Origin of the sequence: Saccharothrix sp. NRRL B-16314 (assembly GCF_000716595.1) — a bacterium.
Taxonomy (GTDB): Bacteria; Actinomycetota; Actinomycetes; order Mycobacteriales; family Pseudonocardiaceae; genus Actinosynnema.
Map to the genome: position 1 here is coordinate 259,660 of NZ_JNXC01000004.1, position 22,424 is coordinate 282,083.

Here is a 22,424-nt window from a genome sequence, read left to right on the forward strand (position 1 = left end):
ACGGGATCAGCCGAACGGCGTGCTCGGCCGGTCTTCGAGGACGCCGTCGACGTACGTGTCGACCTTCTCGTTGTAGAACGCGACCAGTCCCGCGACCTGCCCGCTCTCCGGCAGGGGCGTCCGGTAGCCCCAGACGACGTTCTCGTGCACGTCGTCGCCGATCACCACGGACCAGTACTCGGCGGTGCCCTTGTAGGGGCAGTGGGTGCGGAGGTCGGTCGACCGGAGGAGGTCCAGCCGGACGTCCGTCATCGGCAGGTAGTACCGCGCCGGGAGACCGGTCTCGAACAGGATGACCGGGCGGTGCGAGTTCGCCACCTCCACGCCGCCGACCTCGACCCGGACGTGCCTGCTGCTCCGCAGCGCGTCGACCCTCGTGTACGGGTCGCGCGGGTGGACGTAGACCGGCTCGTCCTCCTCGAACCACTCGTCCATCGCGTCCCACTCCAACCGGACCAGGTCGCGCAGCGGTTCGAGGGGCGAGTCCGGGTAGCGCAGCGCCGCACCGGCCGCGCCACCGGACGTCGTCTTCACGTCGTGCACCTGGCCGTCGCCCCGGCTCGGTGACCGCTTCACCTCGCCGGTGGGCACCAGGGCGGCCCGGAAGTCCTCGGCCGGCAGGTAGTACGTGGGGTAGTACGGCTTCTCCCACACCAGCGCGGGCCGCGTCGTGTCCACCACCAGCTCGCCCGCCAGGTAGGCCCGGACCCGCTTGGCCCCGGCCTCCACCCGCACCCGTCCGCGTTCCGCAGCACTCATGGACTCGAAGCTACGCCGAGTTCGGCGGTCTGCGCGGCGCGCTTCGCGGTGATCGCCCCTGCCAGCTCGCGGGTCTCCTGATCGGCTCCGCTGTCCTGCTCGCCGCGCGCCAGCAGCGCCGACTGCCCCAAGTGCTCGCGCAGCTTCGCGGGCAGCCCGGACGGGTCAAGGCGCAGGGCGGCCAGGTCCGCTTCCGAGACCAGGCCCGGCATCTGGTGACCGACGTGCGGGTTCGCGTCCGGCAGGCCCGCACGGGCGCGCAACCGCTTCAGGGCGACCAGCTCCTGCTCGTGGGACGCCCGCAGGTCGGCCGCGAACGCCGCGAGCGCGGGCGGCACGAGGTCCAAGGCGGGCAGGAGTTGTTCGTTCATCGGGACCATCAGCTGGATCCACGCGGTGTCGGTGGTGTTGAACGGCGACGACGTCACGGGCTCCGGCGACGAGCACGCCACCAGGAGCAGCAGGGTGGCACCCCAGAGCGCCCGGAAGCGCCCTGGGGTGGCCGGGAAGGTCTTCAACTCGGAATCCTCATCGTGGCAACCGGTAGTCCGGGCCGAGGGCGGCGCCCCGGTGCGGCTTGTACTGGTCGTACCCGCGCGGGTCGCACTGGAGGCCGCCGTTGATGCAGTGGCCGACCAGCGCCTGGAGCGTGGGGCCGTCCCACGCGTTCATGAAGTCGTAGTGCCAGGTGTAGCCGCGTCCGCTGGCCAGCCGGACCCGTGACATGTCACCGGCCACGGGGAAGGCCATCTTGAACTCGATCATCGGCACCGGCACCGGGTGCGTGGACGGGCACACCAGCGTCGCCCGGTCCGGGTACGCCATGTGCGACTTGTGGTCCGCCGAGTCGAGGTCGCGCCCGTTCCAGCAGCTCGGCGCCTGGTAGCGGACGTTGAGCTGGGTGCCCGGCGGGCAGTACGACGGGAAGTCCCAGTTGTGCGCGCTGTTGCCGCACTCCCAGCCCTCGACGGCGCCGGGCGCGGTGCGGAACTGCTCCTGCGTCGCGTTCTGGCTGCCGACCACGAACCGGATGCCGGCCGGGAACGACCGGACCTCCTGGTACTTCAGGATGCCGGACTTGTAGTAGATGACCTGGGGGAAGTTCGGCGGCACGATCTGGTCGCCGTTGTAGAGCGACGGGAACCAGTACGCGGACTTGTCGTCGGGCGTCCGGCAGTTCGTCTGCCCGGCCTTGAGCGAGTCGATGGTGCTGCGGGCGTCCGTGGACTGGTTGCCCAGGAACGTGTGCATGTGCGACGCGCCCGGCAGGCCGGGGAAGACGATCGGGTCGTCGGGCCGGTGCGTGGTGACCGAGCAGTTGGCCTGGAACTCGTGGTGCGTGACCAGCTCATCGGCCTGCGCCGAGTGGGTGGAGACCGTCAGTACGGTGGAAAGTAGGCCGACCGCAGCAGTTGCGGCCAGCGCGCGGAGTTTTCGGGACACCTGTGTCCTCCTGCCGACGTGGGGAACGTGGCTGGGAGAGCGCTCTCCCGAATGAGGTTGCCCGCTGCGCCACCCGAGTGTCAATAGGCACGTCATTGACAGATCCGTAGTCGGTTCGTAACACTTCGACTCGGGTTGAGAGAGCGCTCTCCCGCACCTCGATCCGACAATCCGGCAGGAGATGCCATGCACCGCCTCCGATCCGCACGCAGGGTGCTCGCACCGCTCGTGGGTTTCGCCCTGGTCATAGGACTCGCGGTAGTCCCGGGCACGGCGACCGCGGCACCCGAGCTCCTCTCCCAGGGCAAGCCCGCCACCGCGTCGTCGCTCGAAGGCGCGGGCACGCCCGCGTCGGCGGCCGTCGACGGCAACGGCGGCACGCGGTGGGCCAGCGCGTGGAGCGACCCGCAGTGGCTTCGGGTCGACCTGGGCGCCACGTCCACCCTGAGCCGCGTCGAGCTGGACTGGGAAGCCGCGTACGGGACCTCGTTCCAGATCCAGGTCTCCGCCGACGGCAGCACGTGGACCCCCGTCCACACCACCACTTCCGGCACCGGCGGCAAGCAGGGCTTCGACGTCACCGGCTCCGGCCGGTACGTGCGCGTGTACGGCACCCAGCGCGCCAACGGCTACGGCTACTCGCTGTGGGAGTTCCGCGTCTACGGCACGCAGGGCACCACTCCCCCGCCCGGCGACGGCGTGCGCGTCACCGGCTCGCAGGGCAACTGGCAGCTCACCGTCGACGGGAAGCCGTGGACGGTGAAGGGCCTCACCTGGGGTCCGCCCGCCGCGGACGCGGCACGGTACATGCCGGAACTGAAGTCCATGGGCGTCAACACCTTGCGCACCTGGGGCACGGACGGCTCGACCAAGCCGCTGCTCGACGCGGCGGCGGCCAACGGCCTGAGGGTGATGAACGGCTTCTGGTTGCAGCCCGGCGGCGGCCCCGGTTCCGGTGGCTGCGTCAACTACGTCACCGACGCGACCTACAAGAACGACATGCTGAACACGATCAAGCAGTGGGTGACCACCTACAAGGACCACCCCGGCGTGCTCATGTGGAACGTCGGCAACGAGTCGATCCTCGGCCTGCAGAACTGCTACTCGGGCACCGAGCTGGAGAACCAGCGCGTCGCCTACGCCAAGTACGTGAACGAGGCGGCCCGCGCCATCCACGCCATCGACACCGACCACCCGGTGACGAACACCGACGCGTGGACCGGCGCGTGGACGTACCTGAAGGCGCACGCGCCCGACCTCGACCTGTACTCGGTGAACTCCTACGGCAACGTGTGCAAGGTCCGCCAGGACTGGATCGACGGCGGCCACACCAAGCCGTACATCCTCACCGAGGCCGGTCCGGCCGGTGAGTGGGAGGTGCCGAACGACGTCAACGGCGTGCCGAGCGAGCCGACCGACGTGCAGAAGCGGGATGGCTACACCCGGGCGTGGAACTGCATCACCGGGCACACCGGGGTGTCGTTCGGCGGCACGCTGTTCCACTACGGCACGGAGTACGACTTCGGCGCCGTGTGGTTCAACCTGACCCCGGCGGGCAAGAAGCGGCTGTCGTTCTACGCGGTGCAGCGGGCGTTCGGCGGTGCGACTCCGGCCAACACGCCGCCGGTGATCACCGGCATGAACCTGCCCACGAGCGTCCCGGCGGGCGCGCGGCTGGACATCGACGTGGCCGCGAGCGACCCGAACGGCGACGCGATCACCTGGTCGGCGGCGTTCAACAGCAAGTACATCGACAACAGCGGCGGTCTCGGCTTCACGCCCGTGCAGGTCGACGGCAACCGGCTGAGCGTCACCGCGCCCGACCGGCTCGGGGTGTGGAAGGTGTACGTGATGGCCGAGGACGGCCGCGGCAACATCGGCATCGAGACCAAGTCGGTCCGGGTCGTGGCGCCGCAGCCGGCGGGCGTGAACGTGGCGCAGGGCAAGCCGACCACGGCGTCGTCCTACCAGCAGGTGGGCGACGGCGCGCCGTTCCCGCCGAGCAACACCACGGACGGCAACGCGACGACCCGCTGGGCCAGTGACTGGGCGGACCCGCAGTGGGTCCGGGTCGACCTGGGCGCGCCGACCGCGTTCAACCACGTCCAGCTGGTGTGGGAGGGCGCTTACGGCCGGGCGTACGAGATCCAGGTGTCCGACGACGGGACCACGTGGCGGTCTGTGCACGGCACGACCACCGGGAACGGCGGCGTGGACTCGATCGACGTGACGGCCACCGCGCGGTACGTGCGGCTGCACGCCACCCAGCGCGGCACGGGCTGGGGCTACTCGCTCTACGAGTTCGGCGTCTACCGGCGCTGACGTGGAACGACGAGGGGCCGGGGGGAGAACTTCCCCCCGGCCCCTCGGTCGTCCGCTCAGCTGCCGCGGACGCGACGGATCGTGTCCCGGTACCACAGCGCGCTGCCCTTGAGCGTGCGGACCTGCGTCTCGTAGTCCACGTGCACCAGGCCGAACCGCTTGTCGTAGCCGTAGGACCACTCGAAGTTGTCCATCAGGGACCACGCGAAGTACCCGCGGATGTCAGCACCCTCGATGCGCGCCTTGGCGACCGCCGCGATGTGCGAGTCCAGGTAACCGGTGCGGTCGTCGTCCCGCACGAACCCGCTCTCGTCGGCCTTGTCGTCGAACGCCGCGCCGTTCTCGGTGATGACCATCGGCACGCCGGGGTAGTCCTCGCCGATCTGGACCAGGAGCCTCGTGAACCCCTCAGGCACGATCTCCCAGTCCATCGCGGTCACCGGGCGGCCGTAGCGCACCTCCCGGCAGACCGGGACGCCGTCGGCGTCCTCGGTGTTGCCGTCCTCGTCCACCCCGGAGAACATCGAGCTGGAGTAGTAGTTCACGCCCAGCACGTCGATGGGCTGCTTGATGATCTCCAGGTCACCCGGCTCGACCGGGATGGTGACCCCGCGCGCCTTGAGGTCGTCCACCACGTCGGCCGGGTAGTCGCCGCGCACCAGCGGGTCCAGGTAGATCCGCCGGGACAGGCCGTCCGCCCGGCGGGCCGCGTCGTGGTCGGCCTCGCTGTCGGAGGCCGGCGCGGCGTGGCCCATGTTGAGCGTGATGCCGAACTCCATCGGCTCGGTGGCCGCCTCGCGCATGCGCTGCGTGGCCAGGCCGTGGCCCAGCAGCAGGTGGTGCACGGCGTGGATGGCCGACCCGAAGTCCTGCCTGCCGGGCGCCTGGCGGCCCTCGTAGTAGCCCAGCATCGCCGAGCACCACGGCTCGTTCAGCGTGGTCCAGTGGCGCACCCGGTCGGACAGGGCGTCGAACACGAGCATCGAGTAGTCGGCGAACCGGTAGGCGGTGTCGCGCACCGGCCAGCCGCCCGCGTCCTCCAGCTCCTGCGGCAGGTCCCAGTGGTAGAGCGTGACCCACGGGTCGATGCCCTTGGCCAGCAGCTCGTCCACGAGCCGGTCGTAGAACGCCATGCCGGGCGCGTTGACCGGGCCCTTGCCGCCCGGCTGCACGCGCGGCCAGGCGACGGAGAACCGGTAGGTGTCCACGCCGAGCGAGCCGATCAGCGCGACGTCCTCGGGCATCCGGTGGTAGTGGTCGCACGCGACGTCACCGTTGTCGTCGTTGTGCACCATGCCGGGCGTTCGGCAGTAGGTGTCCCAGATGGACGGTCCGCGACCGTCTTCTTCGTGCGCCCCCTCGATCTGGTACGCGGAGGTCGCCACGCCCCAGCGGAACGAGGCGGGCAGGGTGTCGATCGCGGGGTCGTGCCCGACGATCGGCGCCGTGGTGTCCATTGATCTCCTCTGGAGGTCGGAACCCCTCTTGGTGGAGGGGTTCAGAGCCCGTCGTCGTGAACGGGGTGCAGCCAGCAGGCCACGGTGCGGTCGGCGGGTGCAGGCTCGTTCGCCCCGGCGTCGTGACCGGATCGGACGTCGCCGGGGATGCCGAGCACCGGTACCTCCACACCGCAGCGCTCCATTGCGTGCGGACAGCGTGGGTGGAACGCGCAGCCCGGAGGCATGGCGCGCAGGTCCGGGGGTGAACCGGGGATGCCGGTCAGCTCGCGCTTCGGTCCGCGCAGGGCGGGGAACGAGTTGAGCAGGCCGTGGCTGTAGGGGTGCAGCGGGTCGCGGTACAGGTCGGCCGAGGTGGCCTCCTCCACGATCCGGCCGCCGTACATGATCGCGATCCGGTCGGAGAACTCGACCAGCAGGGACAGGTCGTGGGTGATGAACACGACCGAGAAGCCCAGCCGTTCGCGCAGCTCCACCAGTTGGCGCAGGATCTGCCGCTGCACCACCACGTCCAGCGCGGTGGTCGGCTCGTCCATGATGACGACCTTCGGCTCCAGCGCCAGCGCCATGCCGATCATCACGCGCTGCCGCATGCCGCCGGACAGCTGGTGCGGGTAGCTGTCCAGCCGGTCGGCGGAGATGCCGACCAGCCGCAGCATCTCGCGGGCGCGGGCCAGCCGGGACGCGGGCGTGCTCCGCGGGTCGTGCGCCTTGATCACGTCGGTGAGCTGGCTCGAGATCCGGTGCACCGGGTTGAGCGAGTTCATCGCGCCCTGGAACACGATCGCGGTCTCGGCCCAGCGGAACTTCCGCAGCTCCGGCAGGGTCATCCGGAGCACGTCCACCGGTGCGCCGCCGTCCGGGTGGTAGAGCACCTCGCCGCCCGCGATCACCCCCGGCGGCGGGAGGAGCCTGGTCAGGCCGTACGCCAGCGTCGACTTGCCGCTGCCGCTCTCCCCCGCCAGGCCGAGCACTTCGCCCCGGTGGAGGGTGAGGTCGACGTCGCGGACCGCGTGCACGGCCTCGTCTCCGAGGCCGTAGTCCACGTTCAGACCGCGGATCTCCAGCACCGCGTCGGTCACGATCCCTCCCTTCCTTCGGCGTTGCCGAGCACCGGCGTGAAGCCGACGCGCATCCGCACCGTGCGGCCGTCTGCGGTCTTGACGTTCGTCTTGCCGCCGCCGCGCAGCCGTGGGCTGACGAACTCGTCGATGCCGAAGTTCACCAGCGACAAGGCGGTGCCCAGCAGGGCGATGGCGAGGCCGGCGGGCACGAACCACCACCAGGCGCCCTGTGCGAGGGCCTGCTGGCTCTGCGCCCAGTACAGGACGGTGCCCCAGTTCCAGTCGCCGCCCGCGCCGACGCCGATGAACGCCAGCGTGATCTCCAGGGTCACCGCGAAGATGACCGTGCCGACGAAACCGGAGGCGATGACGGCGGTGAGGTTGGGCAGGATCTCGAAGAGGATGATCCGCCACGTCTTCTCGCCGGTGGCCCGCGCGGCTTCGACGTAGTCACGTCCGCGCAGCGACAGCGTCTGCGCCCTCAGCACGCGTGCGCCCCAGGCCCACGAGGTGAGGCCGATGACGAGCGCGATGGTGAGCGTGCTGGTCTCCGGCAGCGTCGACGTGATGATGATCATCAGCGGCAGCGCCGGGAGCACCAGGAACACGTTGGACAGCGCGGACAGCATCTCGCTGCCCGCTCCGGCCAGGTAGCCGGACGTGACACCGACGAGGATCGACAGGATCGTCGCGACGAGGCCCGCGATGAACCCGACCACCATCACGCTGCGGGTGCCGACCACGACCTGGCTGAAGATGTCCTGGCCGAGGTGGGTGGTGCCGAACCAGTGCGCGGTCGACGGCCCCTGGAGCAGGTCGCTGCTGCGCCCCGACGGGTCGTACGGCGCGATCCACGGTCCGATGATCGCGAGCAGGGCGAAGAAGCCCAGGACCGCGAGACCGATGGAGGCCTTGCGGTTGGCCACGAACCTCAGCCTGCGGCGCTTCACGGGCGTCGCGGCCGGGGTCGCCGCCGCGGTGGAGGGAACGACGGTCACTGCTCAGCCCTCCCGTCGGGTGCGCGGGTCGAGCGCGAGGTAGGCCACGTCGGCGAGGAAGTTCGCCAGCAGCACGGACAACGTGATGATCAGGAAGACGCCCTGCATGAGCGGGTAGTCCTTGGCGCCGACCGCCTGGAACAGCTGGAGGCCGAGCCCCGGGTAGGAGAACACGATCTCCACCAGCAGCGTTCCGCCGACGATGAAGCCGAGCGACAGCGCGAAACCGGAGACGTTGGGCAGCAGCGCGTTGCGCGCCGCGTAGCCCACCATCACCCGGCGGTCGGACAGGCCCTTGGCGTGCGCGACGGTCACGTAGTCCTCGGAGGACACCGTGACCATCATGTTGCGCATCGACAGGATCCAGCCCGCCATGGACGAGATGAGGATCGTGAACGCGGGCAGGATGCCGTGCCGCAGCACGCTGCCGATGAACTGCGGGTCCGGGTTGGGCACCAGACCGCCGTCGTACGCGCCCGAGGCCGGGAAGAAGCTGTCCGGACCGGTCAGCAGCGCGATCGCGATCAGGCCCAGCCAGAAGTACGGGATGGACGACACGAACGTCGTCACCGGGATCAGCGCGTCGGCCCAGGAACCGCGCCGCCAGCCGATGCCCGTGCCCAGCGCCGTGCCGATGAGGAAGCCGAGCACGGTGGTGATGCCGACCAGGCCGAGCGTCCACGGCAGGCCGTCACCGATGACCTGCGACACCGGTGACGGGAAGTAGGTGAACGACAGGCCGAGGTCGCCGCGCAGCAGCTGGCCCAGGTAGGTGAAGTACTGCTCGACCAGGCTCGCGTCCTTGTCCAGCCCGAACAGCACGTACAGGGACTGCACGGCCTCGCTGGTCATCTGGCCGCGGGACCGGGTGATCAGCGCCTGCACCGGGTCGCCGGGGATGGCGCGCGGGATGAGGAAGTTGATGGTGACCGCGGCCCACGCCGTGAACACGTAGAACGCGATCCGCTTGAGGAGGTAGCTCACAACGCCTCCTCGGGCTCGCGCAGCCTGGCCTTGTCCGCTTCGGACAGGCCGTCGCCGTAGAGCCAGCACGCGGCGAAGTGCGCCGTCGAATCGGCTACCGCGCCGTCGGCGCTGTCGGTTCCGTCGGCGCTGTCGGCGGGGATGGCGCTGTCCGCGGGGATGGCGAACCGGGGCGGCACCTTCTCGGCGCACACCTTCATCGCGAACGGGCAGCGCGGGTTGAACCGACAGCCTTCCGGCGGGTTGATCAGGCTCGGGGGTTCGCCCGTGCCGCCGTCCTTCTCCTGCGCGGCGGGCCGGTCGGGGTCCGGCGCGGACTCGATGAGCAGCTGCGTGTACGGGTGGGCGGGCCGCTGCGTCACGGCCTCGCTCTCGCCGCCCTCGACCACCCGCCCGGCATACATCACGTACGTCTCGTCGGCGAAGTAGCGCGCCGACGCGATGTCGTGGGTGATGTAGAGGATCGCGAGGCGCAGGCGTTCCTTAAGGTCCTTCAACAGGTTCAGCACGCCGAGCCGGATCGAGACGTCCAACATGGACACTGGCTCGTCGGCCAGCAGCACCTCGGGGTCGGCGCCGAGGGCGCGCGCGATGGCGACGCGCTGGCGCTGACCGCCGGACAGCTCGTGCGGGAACTTGTCGATGTACCGCTCGGGCGGGGTCAGCTGGACGCGGGTGAGCAGGTGGGTCAGCGCCTCTTCCCGCTCGGTCGCGGACTTGCCCGCGTTGCCGTGGATCTGCAACGCCCGGGTCAGGTGGTAGCGCACGGTGTGCACGGGGTTCAGCGACGCGAACGGGTCCTGGAAGATCATCTGGACCCGCTTGCTGTACGCGCGGAACCTCTTGCCGCCGGCGGCGTCGGACACCGCCTCGCCGTGCAACCGGATCGTGCCGCTCGTCTGCGGGTAGAGCTGGGCCAGCAGCCGGGCCACGGTCGACTTGCCCGAACCGGACTCGCCGACCAGCGCGGTGACCCGGCCGCGGTGCAGCCTGAGCGTCACGTCCTCGACCGCGCGCACGGAGCGCACCTTCCGGGACAGCAGCTCACGCCCGCGCTTGCGGACCGGGAAGTGCTTGGTCAGGCCATCGGCCTCCAGGACCACATCAGTGGTCCCGGAGGCCGACGGTGCGGTGCTCGTCGTCATGCGGCCGGCTTCAGGTGCAGGACGACGTCGAGCGCGTTCTCCAGCGTGGGCTGGAGCGGCGCGTACTGGTTGGACTCGTCCGGCCAGCCGACCCAGTTCTTCGTGCTGTACTGGCCGCCCGCGTTCGCCGCGGAGGTGATGGCGACCGGCATGTCCCGCACGAAGATCTGCTGGAGCTTGTGGATCGCCGCGGTGCGGGTGGCGTCGTCGGCGGCGTTGGCGTACTCGTTGAGCAGCACGGTCGCCTCGGGGTTCTCGTAACGGCCGTAGTTGCCGTTGATGCCACCCTCGCCGATCGGCTTGAACAGCGCGCCGTTCATGATGTTCTCGTAGATGTCGTACGGCGTCGGACCGTTGTTGGTCCAGTGCAGCGCGGCCTGGAAGTCACCGGTGTCGAGCGCCTTGCTCCAGGCGTCGGCGTTCGGCAGGTCGACCGTGGCCTCGATGCCGATCTCGGAGACGTTGTCCTTGATGATCTCCAGGTTCGTCACGTAGTCCGACCAGCCGGACGGCACGGTCATCTTCAGCGTGACGGGCTGGCCCGACGGGTCCTTGAGCTTGTCGCCCTCGAACGTGAAGCCGGCGGCGGTCAGCTCCTTCTTCGCGGCCTCGACGTCGACCGTGACGATCTCGCTCTTGAACTCGGGCGCGATGTACGAGTCGCCGGCGGGCGTCGGGATGCCGGTGATGTTGTCGACCTTCGGGTAGAAGTACCCCGCCTCGCCCTGGGTGAAGATGTCGTCGCGGTTGATCACCATGTTGACCGCGCGGCGCAGGGCCGGGTTGTCCCACGGCTTGACCTTGGTGTTGAACCACAGGCCGTGGATGCCGAGCACCGGCGGGAAGTAGAGCTTGTAGTGCTCGGGGTCCTTGGAGGTGTAGACCGCCTCGTAGTTCGGGATGAACACGAAGCTCCACTCGGCCGCGCCGGTCGCCAGGGCCGTGGTCTGCGCGTTGTTGTCGCTGTAGGAGGTGTAGCGGACCTCCTTGACCTTCGGCAGCTCCTGCCAGTACGAGTCGCGCACGGCCAGGGTGACGGTCTGCGGCGTGAACGACTTCAGCGTGTACGGGCCGCTGCCGACGGGGGTCTTGATCGTGTCGGTGCTCGGGTCGGCGAGCGTCGACCAGATGTGCTTGGGCACGATCAGCTGTTCGAGGATCTTCTTCTGGTTGACGAACTGCGACCGCGGGAACTCGACGTCGACCTTGTTCCCGGAGGCGGAGACCTTGTCGTAGGGCACGGAGTCGACGTTCAGGCCGGGGTTCTTCTTCAGCAGCTCGAACGTGAACGCCACGTCCTCGGCGGTCAGCGGCTTGCCGTCCGACCACGTCGCGCCGTCGCGGACGGTCAGGCTCAGCTTGTGGAAGTTGTCCGCCCACTCCCATTCGGTGGCCAGCCACGGCTTGGGCTTCTCCGCGGGCTTCGTCTCGTTCACCATCGCCAGCGGCTCGAAGAGCAGCCGGCGGTAGCCGAGCGAGCTGGCCGCGGAGGTGTTGAGGAACGGGTTGTTGTTCTCGGTCTGCGGACCGTTGGGCATGCCGACGTTCAGCACGCCTTCGTTGGCGCTGTTCGTGCCGGGGTTCGTGGACGAACAGGCTGCCGAGAACAGCAGGGCTGCCGCGACGGCGAGGGCGGACGTTCGCCTGAGTCGCATGGGTTCTCCTTGTCGGACGGGGTGAAGGGCGAGCGCTCTTGTGGTGCTGTCCTGCTTGTCGTGAGTCCGGGCCGCGGGTGCCACGCGGCTGGGACGCTGCTCGCGTCCCGTGTCGTTGCAGACTCAACCCCGGTGAGACAAGTCACGTCAATCACGAACAGGTTACAAACTTAGACTAATTTTAAGTCGCAAACTAAGGTCCATGGCGTGGCACCGAAGCGCACCACCGTCCGCGACCTGCGTCGGCAGAACAGGTCGACCCTGCTGTCGATGCTGTTCTTCGACGGTCCGCTGAGCAGGTACGAGCTGGCGGGCCGGTCCGGGCTGTCGGCCGCGACGGTGTCCACCGTGACCGGCGAGATGGTGGACGAGGGGCTCGTCGTCGAGGCGGGTTCCGTCGACTCGGACGGCGGCCGGCCGCGGGTGCTGTTGCGCGTCAACCCCGACTTCGGGCACGTCATCGGGGTGGACGTCGGCGAGACGGGGATCAAGGTCGAGCTGTTCGACCTGGCGCTGACCCAGCTCGCCGCCCTCGACCACGCCCTCTCACCCTCCTCCCCCTCCGCCGTGGCGTCGCTGATCGCGTCGTCGGTGCGGGACGTGGTCGACGCGGCGGGCGTGCCGGCGTCGACCGTGCTCGGTGTCGGCATCGGCGTCCCGGGCACGGTGGAGCAGGGCGCGACGGCTGTCGTGCACGCCCCGACGATCGGGTGGGACGGCGTGCGGCTGGAGGAGCTGGTGGCCGACGCCTCCGAGTCGGCGTGGCCGCTGTACGTGGAGAACGGGGCCAAGACGCAGGGGCAGGCCGAGATGTGGTTCGGCGCCGGCCGTGGGGCGAAGCACGTCGTCATAGCCCTCATCGGCTCCGGCGTCGGTGCCGCCGTCGTGACGGACGGCGGGGTCTACCGGGGCGCGACCAGCTCGGCCGGCGAGTGGGGGCACACGACCATCGTGTACGGCGGCCGGCCGTGCCGCTGCGGTGCTCTGGGCTGCTTGGAGGCCTACGTGGGCGCCGAGGGCATCCTCGACCGTTACCGGAAGGCCCGCGGACGTGCCCTGACCGGCGTCGACGAGCAGTCCACCGTGGCCGCCCTGATCGAGGCCGCGGCCGGCTCGAAGACCGCTGCGCGGGTGCTCGAGGAGACCGCCGGGTACCTCGGCGCGGGAATCGCCAACCTGGTGAACCTGTTCAACCCGGAGCGGATCGTGCTCGGCGGCTGGGCCGGTCAGGCGCTGGGAGCCCACCAGCTGGACCGGATCGTCGCCGCCACCCGTGCGCACGCGCTGCGCCACCCGTACGAGCAGATCTCCATAGAACTCGGCCACTTGGGCCCGGACGCGGTCGCCGTCGGCGCCGCCACGCTCCCCGTCGCCGCCCTGCTCGACCGCGCCGCCGACCCCCGGAAGCTCGCCGTCCGCGCCGACATCGCCTGACCCGAACGTCGAACCCATCCCTCCCGAGCGTTGAACTCACCCGACGCGAACGTAGGACTCACCCGTTCCGAACGTAGGACTCACGCGCCCTGAACGTAGGACTCACGCGAGGTTGGCGTGAGTCCTACGTTCGCGTCCCGTGAGTCCTACGTTCGCGGCGGGTGAGTCCTACGTTCGGAACGGGTGAGTTCAACGCTCGGGGTGGTTGACAGGGCGCGTGGTTGGGCTGAGGCTGGACGGGAGAGCGCTCTCCGACGGTTAGGGGTCGTGGTGGACGGGTTGGACCTGGACGTGTTGGTCGGCAAGTTGGACGTGACGCGCAAAGTTCGGCTGCTGACCGGGGCGACGGGCTGGCGGACGCACGCCGAACCGGACATCGGGCTGCGGTCGATCGTGGTGTCCGACGGGCCGATCGGGGTGCGCGGTCAGGGGTGGGACGAGCGCAGCACCTCCCTGGCGCTGCCGTCGCCCACCGCCCTGGCCGCCACCTGGGACGTGGACCTGGTGCGCAGGCTCGGACGGCTGCTGGCGGCCGAGGCGCGGCGCAAGGGTGTCGACGTCCTGCTGGCACCGACGCTCAACCTCCACCGGTCACCGTTCGCCGGACGGCACTTCGAGTGCTACTCGGAGGACCCGCTGCTCACCGCGCGCATCGGCGCCGCCTACATCACCGGCGTCCAGGGCGGGGGCGTCGCGGCCACCGCCAAGCACTACGTCGCCAACGACTCCGAGACCGAACGCATGACGCTGAACGCCGACGTCGACGAACGCACCCTGCACGAGGTCTACCTGGTGCCGTTCGAGGCCGCCGTCGAAGCAGGCGTCTGGGTGGTCATGTCCGCCTACAACGGCGTCAACGGCGCCACCATGTCCGAGAGCCCGCTCCTCGAAGAGCCGCTGAAGGGCTCCTGGGGCTTCGACGGCCTGGTCGTCTCCGACTGGGGCGCCGTCCGCTCGACGAACGCCGCGCTCGCCGCCCAGGACCTCGCCATGCCCGGTCCCGAAAGCCCGTGGAACGACCTGGCGGCAGCCGTCGAGAGCGGCGAGGTGCCGGAGAGCGCGCTCGACCTGAAAGTCGAACGGTTGCTGCGACTGGCCGCCAGGGTCGGCGCGCTCAACGGCACCACGGCGACGAAACCCGAGGTCGAGGCACCGCGGGAGCTGTTGCGCGAAGCGGTGGCGGCGGCCACCGTCCTGCTGCGCAACGACGGCGCCCTTCCGCTGTCCCCCGGCGCGAAGGTCGCCGTCCTCGGCCCCAACGCTGCCACCGCCCGCATCCAGGGCGGTGGCAGCGCGGGCGTCTACCCCGAGTCCGTGGTGTCCTTTGTGGACGGGCTGAAGGAGGTCACCGAAGTCGTCCACACCACCGGCGTGCGACTGGCGGACCGACCCGCGCCGTTGACCACCGCCAACGCACGCCACCCGCACCTCGACGAACCCGGCGTGCTGGCCCGGCTGCTCGACGCCGACGGCGCGGAGTTGACCGCCGAGCACCGGCTCCTCGGCCGGGTCCTGGAGATCCCGCTGGTCGACGGCGCGCACGCGGTCGAGGTCCACGGCAAGCTCGCGGTGGACGTGGACGGTGAGTGGCGGCTCTCCATCGCCGGGTTCGGCCGCCTCACGCTCGACGTGGACGGCGTGCGAGTGGTGGACGAGGACGTCCCGCTCGACACCGACGACCCGGCCGTCATCCACCTGACCCCGCCGTACCGGCACGCGGACGTGCGGCTCGAAGCGGGCACGACGGTCGAGCTCGTGGCCCGTCGCGAGCTGCGCAAGGACACCGGGACGGCGACCGTGCTCGCGGCCGACCCGCCCCGGCTGAGCGAGGCCGACGAGCTGGCGCTGGCCGTCGAGCTGGCCCGTGCCTGCGACGTCGCCGTGGTCGTGGTCGGCACCACCGACGAGATCGAGAGCGAGGGCTTCGACCGCACGTCCCTCGCCCTGCCCGGACGGCAGGACGACCTGGTCCGCGCGGTCCTCGCGGTCAACGACAGGACGATCGTCGTGGTCAACTCCGGTGGCCCGGTCGAGCTGCCCTGGCGGGACGAGGTCGCCGCGGTGCTGTTGACGTGGTTCCCGGGGCAGGAGGCCGGGCACGGGCTGGCCGACGTGCTGTTCGGCGTCCGCGAGCCCGGCGGTCGGCTGCCCACCACCTGGGCCGCCGACCAGGAAGACCTGCCCGTGTCGAACGTCGTGCCCGAGGGCGGGGTGCTGCGCTACGAGGAAGGCCTCCACATCGGCTACGGGGCCTGGCGACGGGCCGAACGGGAGCCCGCGTACTGGTTCGGCCACGGCCTCGGGTACACCACCTGGGCGTACGAGCAGGTCACGGCCACCGCCGCCGGCGTGAAGGTCCGGCTGCGCAACACCGGGGAACGGGTCGGGCGCGAGGTCGTCCAGGTGTACGTGACGCGGCCCGACAGCGAGGTCGAACGGCCCGAGCGCCGGCTGGTCGGGTGGGCCGTCGCGACAGCCGCACCGGGTGCGACGGTCGAGGTCGACGTCGAGGTGCCGGAGCGGGCGTACCAGCACTGGACGCCCGAGGGGTGGGTGACCGAGCCCGGCGGGTTCACGCTGCTGGTCGGGCCGTCGGCGGGCGACACACCCCTCACGATCGGAGAGCGCTCTCCACGCGTGGCAGAATAGGCCGCATGAGCAGACCGCCGACGACCCCGCCGACGTTGGAAGACGTGGCGCGGGTCGCCGGCGTGTCCAGGGCGACGGTCTCCCGGGTCGTCAACGGCACCCGGAACGTGGACGTCAAGATCCAGGAGCTGGTGCGCGCCGCCATCGACGAGACCGGGTACGCGCCCAACCGCGCCGCCCGGTCGTTGGTGACCAAGAGGGCCGGGACGATCGCGCTGGTGATGTCGGGCGCTGGTGATCCGGGTGAAGAGGACGCCTTCGCCGCGCGCGTGCTGGCCGATCCGTTCTTCGGACGGGTCGCCGGCGGCGTGCTCGGGTTCCTCCGCCCGCGCGGCGTCCACCCGGTGCTGATGATCGCGGACACCGAACGTGCCAGGGAGGACGTGCTCGCGTTCCTGCGTCAGGGCAGCGCGGACGGCGCGTTGCTCGTGTCCACCCACGCCGAGGACCCGCTGCCGGTCCGGCTGGTGGAGTCCAAGATCCCGGCGGTGCTGTTCGCCCGACCCGCCCGGCCGATCCCGATCAGCTACGTCGACCTCGACCACCAGGCCGGGGCGCGGCTCGCCGCCGACCGGCTGGTGGAGTCGGGCTGCACGCAGGTCGCGACGGTCGCCGGTCCGCTGGACGTGCCCGCGTCCCAGGACCGGCTGACCGGGTTCCGGGATGCCATGGCGCGGCACGGTTTCCCGTACGTCCCGATCGCCGAGGGCGGTTTCACGTCCGCGAGCGGTGAGGCGGCGATGGAACGGCTGCTGGCCGAGCACCCCGACATCGACGGCGTCTTCGCCGCGAACGACCTGATGGCGCAGGGAGCGTTGCTGGTGCTCCAGAAGCACGGGCGGCGCGTGCCGGACGACGTGGCGCTGGTGGGTTTCGACGACAGCAGCCCTGCGCTGGTGTGCCGGCCGCGGTTGACCACGGTGCGGCAACCGGTCGAGGACATGGCGGCCGAGATGGCCCGGTTGCTGATGGCGCACGTCGAAGAACCGGGACTGCGCCCGAAATCCGTGATCTTCGAGCCGACGTTGATGGTGCGCGAGTCCGCCTGAGCCACGTTGACGATGTTGTCGTTGACGTTGTCGTGACCCTGGCGTTACGCTCCGAGAGAGCGCTCTCTCAGCGCCTCCGGTGCCACGGAGGCATTGCTCCCGGGCCATCCACGTGCCCCTTACCTCGTCAGGTAGGACCATGAGCTCTCCCCGTTCCCGGTCACGGTTGCTGACCGCCGCGCTGGCCCTCGGGCTCGCCGCGGCGCTCACCCCCGTGATCTCCGCCCAGGCCGCCGAGTGCGGCACCACCAACGCCGCGCTGAACCGGCCGGCCACCGCGTCGTCCGTCGAGAACGGCGGCACCCCGGCCACCGCCGCGGTCGACGGCAACACCGGCACCCGCTGGTCCAGCGCGTTCTCCGACCCGCAGTGGATCCAGGTGGACCTCGGGTCGACGCAGACGGTCTGCCGCGTCACGCTGAACTGGGAAACCGCGTACGGCAAGGCGTTCCAGGTCCAGTTGTCGGACAACGCGTCCACCTGGAACACCGTCTACTCCACCGCCACGAGCACCGGCGGCGTGCAGAACCTGACCATGTCGGGCACCGGCCGCTACCTGCGGGTGTACGGCACGGCGCGCTCCACCGGCTACGGCTACTCGTTGTGGGAGTTGGCGGTCAACTCCGAGACTGGCGGCGTGACCATTCCCCCGACCGACCCGCGCAACCCCGACTTCGGGCCGAACGTGCTGGTCTACGGACCGGGTTCGTCCCAGGTCGACATGCAGAACCGGCTGAACGCCATCGCCACCCAGATGAAGACCAACCAGTTCGGCCCCGAGCGGTACGCGGTGCTGTTCAAGCCGGGCTCGTACAACGCCGACGTGAACCTGCGGTTCTACACGCAGGTCGCGGGTCTGGGCCTGCGCCCGGACGACGTGAACATCAACGGCCACGTGCGGGTCGAGGCGGACTGGTTGCAGCAGGGTGACAACCCGGACAACCTGGGCAACGCGACGCAGAACTTCTGGCGTGGCGCGGAGAACATGTCCGTCACGCTGCCGTCGAACCAGATCGAGCGGTGGGCGGTGTCGCAGGCGGCGGCGTACCGGCGCATGCACCTGCGCGGCCAGATCCACCTGTGGAACGGTGGCGACGGCTGGGCGTCCGGCGGCCTGATCGTGGACAGCAAGATCGACGGCGTCGCGGTGTCCGGTTCGCAGCAGCAGTTCCTGACCCGCAACAGCAACCTCGCGGGCGGCTGGAGCGGGTCGGTGTGGAACATGATGTTCGTCGGTTCGCCCGGCGCGCCGCCGCAGCACTTCCCGAACCCGTCGCACACCACCGTCGACACCACGCCGGTCGTGCGCGAGAAGCCGTTCCTGTACTTCGAGAACGACGAGTACAAGGTGTTCGTCCCGGCGCTGCGGCAGAACGCCCGCGGCACGAGCTGGGAAGCGGGCGCGCCCGCCGGTCAGTCCCTCTCGCTGGCGGACTTCTTCATCGTCAAGCCGGGTACGCCGGTGGCCACGACCAACGCGGCGCTGGCGCAGGGCAAGCACCTGCTGCTGACGCCGGGTGTGCACCACCTGAACGACACGATCAACGTGACGCGGCCGAACACCGTGGTGCTGGGTCTCGGTCTGGCGACCCTGTCGCCCGACATCGGCAAGGCCGCGATGGCCGTGTCCGATGTGGACGGTGTGAAGCTGGCCGGTTTCCTGGTGGACGCCGGTGTGCAGAACTCCCCCGTGCTGCTCCAGGTCGGCCCGACCGGTTCGACCGCCGCGCACACCTCGAACCCGACCTCGCTGCACGACGTGTACCTGCGCGTCGGCGGTTCCCAGGCCGGTAAGGCCACGGTGTCGTTGGAGATCAACAGCGACAACGTGATCGTGGACCACACGTGGGTGTGGCGGGCCGACCACGGCACGAGCCCGACCGGCTGGACCGTCAACACCGGCCGCAACGGCGTCGTCGTCAACGGCGACAACGTGACCGCGTACGGGTTGTTCGTCGAGCACTACCAGCAGTACAACACGCTGTGGAACGGCAACGGCGGTCGCACGTACTTCTACCAGAACGAGCTGCCGTACGACCCGCCGAACCAGGCGTCGTGGATGAACGGCTCCCAGCCCGGCTGGGCCGGCTACAAGGTGGCGAACCACGTCACGTCGCACGAGGGCTGGGGCATGGGCGTGTACGCCTTCAACCAGGCCGACCCGAGCATCGTCACCGCGAACGGGTTCGAGGTGCCGAACACGGCGGGCGTCCGGATGCACGACCTGGTGACGGTGTCGCTCGGCGGCGTCGGCACGATCAGCAACGTCATCAACGGCGTCGGCGGGACGGCGAACCTGGCCACCCAGCAGCGTTACGTGGTCAACTACCCGTGATCACCTGATCGTGACAGCCGCACCCTGACGAACCGCCCCGCCGAGCCTCCCGGCGGGGCGGTTCCTCGTCATCGGCCCACGGGGTCATTCGCCCTTGGAGAGGCAGAACAGGTGGCCCTCGGGGTCGGCGAGGACGGTCCAGTCCTCCTTGCCCGGCTGGAAGTCCGGCTTCCGCGCGCCGAGCCCCACGAGGGTCGTCACGGCCTGGTCGACGTCGGGCACGGTGAAGTCCAGGTGGGCGTGCTTGCGGTCGTCCGGCCAGCCGGGGCCCTGGTAGTCCGCGACGCGCTGGAACCCGAGCCGCACCGAGCCGCTGTCCCCGATGAACACGAACGTGTCGTCGGTGTAGCTCGGCTGCCAGCCGGTGGCGGCGGTGTAGAACTCGGCTAGCTTCGCCGGATCGGCGCTGTCGAGGATGATCGTGGCGAGGCGCATGGCGGATCCCTTCTCGGTCCCTGCTTGGTGACGGTGTGCAGCCTCCCCGGTCGGCGCAGGGCCGGTCTTGAACTTTCTTGTCGGACCCCCGGCGTACCTTGGCCGACGTGCGCACCCCAGTATCGCTCGCGGCGTCGGCCGACTTCAGGGTCGACGCCGTGACCTGCGTGGATTCACACCCCGGGTGGTCGGGGTCCGAGGTGGTGGACGAGCACGTGATGGTGCTCGTGCGGCGAGGGCGGTTCCGGCGGCGGGCACGGGACGGGGTGTTCGAGGTGGAGCCGGGCACGGCGTACCTGAACGTGCCGGGCGAGGAGGCGGAGTTCGCGCACCCGGCCGGTGGGGACGTGTGCACGGCGGTGTGGCTGGGGCCGGGGTTGTGGCGGTCCATCGTGGGTGAGGAGCGGCCCGCGCGGACGGCGTTCTACGTGGACGCGGCGGTGGAGTTGGCGCACCGGCGGGTGGTGGCCGGCGGTGACGTGGAGTTCGGCGTGGCCGAAGGGCTGGTGCGGATGGTGGGCGCGGCCGTGGGTCGGGTCGCGAACCGCCCGCTGCCGGGTGCGGCGGACCGCCGGGTGGTGGCCGCGGCACGGGCGGCGGTGCTGGCCGGTGCACCCGAATCCGCCGGTCTGGTGCCGTTGGCGGGGTCGCTCGGGGTGTCGCCGTACCGGTTGAGCCGGGCGTTCAGCAGCGAGGTCGGCGTCTCGCTGACCAGGTTCCGCAATCGGGTGCGGGTCGGTCAGGCCGTCGAACGGCTGGAGGCGGGCGAGGAAGACCTGGCCGGGATGGCGGCGGACCTGGGTTTCGCCGATCAGGCCCACATGACCCGGACCGTCCGCGACCACCTCGGTCACACCCCGACCGCGCTGCGCCGACTGCTCGTGAGGCCGGGATAGAGGTGGGGCGCCCGCCGGCCAGGTGGTCGACGGGCGCCTCTTTCCTCTGCTGTGAGGCCGCTCTGCGGGCAGGTCGCTGTGCTGTCAGGTGGTGGCGGGTTGCCGTTGCGGCGCCCGGTAGGCCCGGTCCCACAGGATTTCCACCGGGCCGCGGGTGAACCGCTTCATCCACCACGACGCGCCGAGCATCAGCAACGCCGAGACCACCAGCCACGTGCCTGCGGCGAACCACGCGCCGAGGTGCCCGAAACGCGCGGCCAGGTCGAGGCCCCACCGGTAGCAGAGCACGGACGCGATCACGTTCTGCCCGATGTAGCAGCTCAACGCCGACCGGCCGACCGCCGTCACGCCCCGGCGCAGGAACCCCGGCGCCCCCGCGTGGTGGACGAAGGCGGTGATCGCGCCGAGCAGTCCGAACGCGACCAGCGGTGCGCACACGTACCGGTCGACCGCGAACCACTCCGGGCCGGCCAGCGTCGTCAGCACGTTGAGCGGCACGCCGACGCCGAGTCCCCACACCACCAGCCGACGCCGGATGCGGGCCCCACGCGACGAGTCCTCCAGTGCACCGGCCTTGAACAGGCGGACGCCGGCCAGGAACAGCACACCGCTCAGGGGCAGCACGAAGAACCCTTCGGCGCGGAACACCGCGAACAGGTCGATCCGTGACTGCACCTGCCCCCACCAACTGGCAGTGCTGACCGCGATCGTCGGATCGCTCGTCTGCGCCACACCGGCGAGCATCGCCGCCGTGAGCAGGCCGACGAACGCGAGGTGCACCGCGCCCATCCCGACCATCCACCCCATGACGACCCGGGAGCTCCGGCCGACGAGGTAGGCGACCAGCACCGAGACGATCGCGTAGAACATCAGCACGTCGAACTCGAAGATCAGCACGTAGTGGATCAGGCCCTCGAACAGCAGGAGCGCCGACCGCCACAGGTACCAGCCCGGCCACCGCAGCCCCCGCCGCACCGCCGAGTCGTGCTGGATCGCCAGCCCGATGCCGAACAGGATCGACAGCAGGCCGAGGAACTTGCCGTTCGTGACCATGCGCAACAACGCGTCGGCCGGGTCGCCGAAATCCGCCAGGAAGCCGGCCGGACCTCCCGGGTGCGTGAACGCCCAGACGTTCGTCCCCAACGTGCCCAGGATCGCCACCCCGCGCAACACGTCCAACGCCGTGATGCGTCCGCCCATGTCCCCCTCCGCAATTCCTTGTGCAAGCGAAGTTAGGGCGGGGGTGGGTGGGTTGGCGTCGGCCGATGGTCTGCGCCGGGGTCGCACCTTCGGAGGACACCGGCGACCGTTCGGATGACACGGTGAACGCGCGATGGGTTCGACCGACGCGGTGTTCGAGGGATTGACGGGCACCCGTCACCGGTGACGGCTGGCGCGGTCGAGGTTGGCGCGGTCCCGGTTGGCGCGGAACCGGTTGGCGCGGTAGCGGTTGGTGCCATCGGGGCTGGTGCGGTCGGGGTTACCGCCGCCGGTTCGCGGCCTGCCGGGCGAGCGCGCCGGCGACGAGGATCAGGATGAGCGCGGTCAGGCCCCAGCGGCGCTGATCTCGCACGACGTTGTCCATCTGCTCCAGCGATTCCACCCGTCGTTCCGGCAGGTCGAGGGCGCGATGTGGTGGGGCGGTGGGTGGCGGCGCAGTGGGTGGTGGGGTTGGTGGCTCGGCCGGCTGCGCGGGTGCGGGTCGGGTCGTGGTGGGAGTTGTCGTGGTGGTGCGTGTGGTTGTTGGGGTGGGCGGGCGCGGCGTTGCCGCGGTGGGAAGAGCCAGGCCGGGCGGAGGT

At 70.3% G+C, this 22,424-nt stretch carries 18 protein-coding genes; 6 read left to right on the plus strand and 12 right to left on the minus strand.

Annotation, left to right across the window (positions count from 1 at the left end):
* Nucleotides 1-6 precede the first annotated feature (6 nt).
* The 3 genes from OQ02_RS11055 to OQ02_RS11065 are packed head-to-tail and all read right to left on the minus strand — an operon-like array spanning nt 7 to nt 2,202.
* Nucleotides 7-759, minus strand: a complete 753-nt coding sequence (locus tag OQ02_RS11055; protein WP_033438220.1) for a DUF427 domain-containing protein — start codon at nt 757-759, stop codon at nt 7-9.
* A complete protein-coding gene (locus tag OQ02_RS11060) occupies nt 756-1,277 on the minus strand; it encodes a hypothetical protein (RefSeq protein WP_033438221.1) in 522 nt (173 codons plus the stop codon). The genes OQ02_RS11055 and OQ02_RS11060 overlap by 4 nt, the downstream gene beginning before the upstream one ends.
* 10 nt (nt 1,278-1,287) lie before the next feature.
* The gene (locus OQ02_RS11065; RefSeq protein WP_033438222.1) at nt 1,288-2,202 is read right to left on the minus strand and encodes a DUF1996 domain-containing protein; all 915 of its coding nucleotides are present in this window, start codon (nt 2,200-2,202) and stop codon (nt 1,288-1,290) included.
* 186 nt (nt 2,203-2,388) lie between these two features.
* Here OQ02_RS11065 and OQ02_RS11070 point away from each other — a divergent pair, with 186 nt between their 5' ends.
* Complete coding sequence (locus tag OQ02_RS11070; RefSeq protein ID WP_033438223.1) at nt 2,389-4,524, plus strand: discoidin domain-containing protein; 2,136 nt, start codon at nt 2,389-2,391, stop codon at nt 4,522-4,524.
* A gap of 56 nt (nt 4,525-4,580) precedes the next feature.
* On the opposite strand, the gene OQ02_RS11075 is transcribed toward OQ02_RS11070, so the two are convergent.
* The 6 genes from OQ02_RS11075 to OQ02_RS11100 are packed head-to-tail and all read right to left on the minus strand — an operon-like array spanning nt 4,581 to nt 11,827.
* Complete coding sequence (locus tag OQ02_RS11075; protein ID WP_051772152.1) at nt 4,581-5,981, minus strand: GH1 family beta-glucosidase; 1,401 nt, start codon at nt 5,979-5,981, stop codon at nt 4,581-4,583.
* A 41-nt stretch (nt 5,982-6,022) separates the two neighbouring features.
* Nucleotides 6,023-7,063 (minus strand): ABC transporter ATP-binding protein, encoded by a 1,041-nt coding sequence (locus OQ02_RS11080; protein WP_033438224.1) that lies wholly within the window; start codon nt 7,061-7,063, stop codon nt 6,023-6,025.
* Nucleotides 7,060-8,043: an ABC transporter permease gene (locus OQ02_RS11085; protein ID WP_051772153.1), complete on the minus strand. Its 984-nt coding sequence runs from the start codon at nt 8,041-8,043 to the stop codon at nt 7,060-7,062. Before OQ02_RS11085 ends, OQ02_RS11080 begins: the two co-directional genes overlap by 4 nt.
* 3 nt (nt 8,044-8,046) lie before the next feature.
* Nucleotides 8,047-9,027, minus strand: coding sequence for an ABC transporter permease (locus OQ02_RS11090; RefSeq protein WP_033438225.1), 981 nt, complete (start codon nt 9,025-9,027; stop codon nt 8,047-8,049).
* A complete protein-coding gene (locus OQ02_RS47130; RefSeq protein ID WP_033438226.1) occupies nt 9,024-10,172 on the minus strand; it encodes an ABC transporter ATP-binding protein in 1,149 nt (382 codons plus the stop codon). The genes OQ02_RS11090 and OQ02_RS47130 overlap by 4 nt, the downstream gene beginning before the upstream one ends.
* Nucleotides 10,169-11,827, minus strand: a complete 1,659-nt coding sequence (locus tag OQ02_RS11100; protein ID WP_033438227.1) for an ABC transporter substrate-binding protein — start codon at nt 11,825-11,827, stop codon at nt 10,169-10,171. The genes OQ02_RS47130 and OQ02_RS11100 overlap by 4 nt, the downstream gene beginning before the upstream one ends.
* 270 nt (nt 11,828-12,097) lie before the next feature.
* On the opposite strand from OQ02_RS11100, the gene OQ02_RS11105 reads away from it, so the two are divergent.
* The 4 genes from OQ02_RS11105 (at nt 12,098) to OQ02_RS11120 (ending at nt 19,294) form a co-directional block, all read left to right on the plus strand.
* Nucleotides 12,098-13,261, plus strand: coding sequence for an ROK family transcriptional regulator (locus tag OQ02_RS11105; RefSeq protein ID WP_197043289.1), 1,164 nt, complete (start codon nt 12,098-12,100; stop codon nt 13,259-13,261).
* Between the two features lie 270 nt (nt 13,262-13,531).
* The gene (locus OQ02_RS11110; protein WP_051772163.1) at nt 13,532-15,910 is read left to right on the plus strand and encodes a glycoside hydrolase family 3 C-terminal domain-containing protein; all 2,379 of its coding nucleotides are present in this window, start codon (nt 13,532-13,534) and stop codon (nt 15,908-15,910) included.
* Nucleotides 15,911-15,915: 5 nt separating this feature from the next.
* Nucleotides 15,916-16,959 (plus strand): LacI family DNA-binding transcriptional regulator, encoded by a 1,044-nt coding sequence (locus OQ02_RS11115; protein WP_033438230.1) that lies wholly within the window; start codon nt 15,916-15,918, stop codon nt 16,957-16,959.
* Nucleotides 16,960-17,098: 139 nt separating this feature from the next.
* Nucleotides 17,099-19,294, plus strand: a complete 2,196-nt coding sequence (locus tag OQ02_RS11120) for a discoidin domain-containing protein (protein ID WP_033438231.1) — start codon at nt 17,099-17,101, stop codon at nt 19,292-19,294.
* Nucleotides 19,295-19,378: 84 nt separating this feature from the next.
* On the opposite strand, the gene OQ02_RS11125 is transcribed toward OQ02_RS11120, so the two are convergent.
* A complete protein-coding gene (locus tag OQ02_RS11125; RefSeq protein WP_033438232.1) occupies nt 19,379-19,729 on the minus strand; it encodes a VOC family protein in 351 nt (116 codons plus the stop codon).
* Nucleotides 19,730-19,836: 107 nt separating this feature from the next.
* On the opposite strand from OQ02_RS11125, the gene OQ02_RS11130 reads away from it, so the two are divergent.
* Nucleotides 19,837-20,625, plus strand: coding sequence for a helix-turn-helix domain-containing protein (locus OQ02_RS11130; RefSeq protein WP_231499961.1), 789 nt, complete (start codon nt 19,837-19,839; stop codon nt 20,623-20,625).
* An 84-nt stretch (nt 20,626-20,709) separates the two neighbouring features.
* Here the strand turns inward: OQ02_RS11130 and OQ02_RS11135 are convergent, their stop codons facing one another.
* Complete coding sequence (locus OQ02_RS11135) at nt 20,710-21,825, minus strand: DUF418 domain-containing protein (protein ID WP_033438234.1); 1,116 nt, start codon at nt 21,823-21,825, stop codon at nt 20,710-20,712.
* A gap of 280 nt (nt 21,826-22,105) precedes the next feature.
* Nucleotides 22,106-22,228, minus strand: coding sequence for a hypothetical protein (locus tag OQ02_RS46645; protein ID WP_269321610.1), 123 nt, complete (start codon nt 22,226-22,228; stop codon nt 22,106-22,108).
* Nucleotides 22,229-22,424 lie beyond the last annotated feature (196 nt).

What these genes read in the sequence shown, in the direction of transcription:
- OQ02_RS11125 (WP_033438232.1), bottom strand. Translation starts at nt 19,729, where the DNA reads ATGCGCCTCGCCACGATCATCCTCGACAGCGCCGATCCGGCGAAGCTA.
- OQ02_RS11105 (WP_197043289.1), top strand. Translation starts at nt 12,098, where the DNA reads ATGCTGTTCTTCGACGGTCCGCTGAGCAGGTACGAGCTGGCGGGCCGG.
- OQ02_RS11075 (WP_051772152.1), bottom strand. Translation starts at nt 5,981, where the DNA reads ATGGACACCACGGCGCCGATCGTCGGGCACGACCCCGCGATCGACACC.
- OQ02_RS11070 (WP_033438223.1), top strand. Translation starts at nt 2,389, where the DNA reads ATGCACCGCCTCCGATCCGCACGCAGGGTGCTCGCACCGCTCGTGGGT.
- OQ02_RS11135 (WP_033438234.1), bottom strand. Translation starts at nt 21,825, where the DNA reads ATGGGCGGACGCATCACGGCGTTGGACGTGTTGCGCGGGGTGGCGATC.
- OQ02_RS47130 (WP_033438226.1), bottom strand. Translation starts at nt 10,172, where the DNA reads ATGACGACGAGCACCGCACCGTCGGCCTCCGGGACCACTGATGTGGTC.
- OQ02_RS11115 (WP_033438230.1), top strand. Translation starts at nt 15,916, where the DNA reads ATGAGCAGACCGCCGACGACCCCGCCGACGTTGGAAGACGTGGCGCGG.
- OQ02_RS11055 (WP_033438220.1), bottom strand. Translation starts at nt 759, where the DNA reads ATGAGTGCTGCGGAACGCGGACGGGTGCGGGTGGAGGCCGGGGCCAAG.
- OQ02_RS11120 (WP_033438231.1), top strand. Translation starts at nt 17,099, where the DNA reads ATGAGCTCTCCCCGTTCCCGGTCACGGTTGCTGACCGCCGCGCTGGCC.
- OQ02_RS11100 (WP_033438227.1), bottom strand. Translation starts at nt 11,827, where the DNA reads ATGCGACTCAGGCGAACGTCCGCCCTCGCCGTCGCGGCAGCCCTGCTG.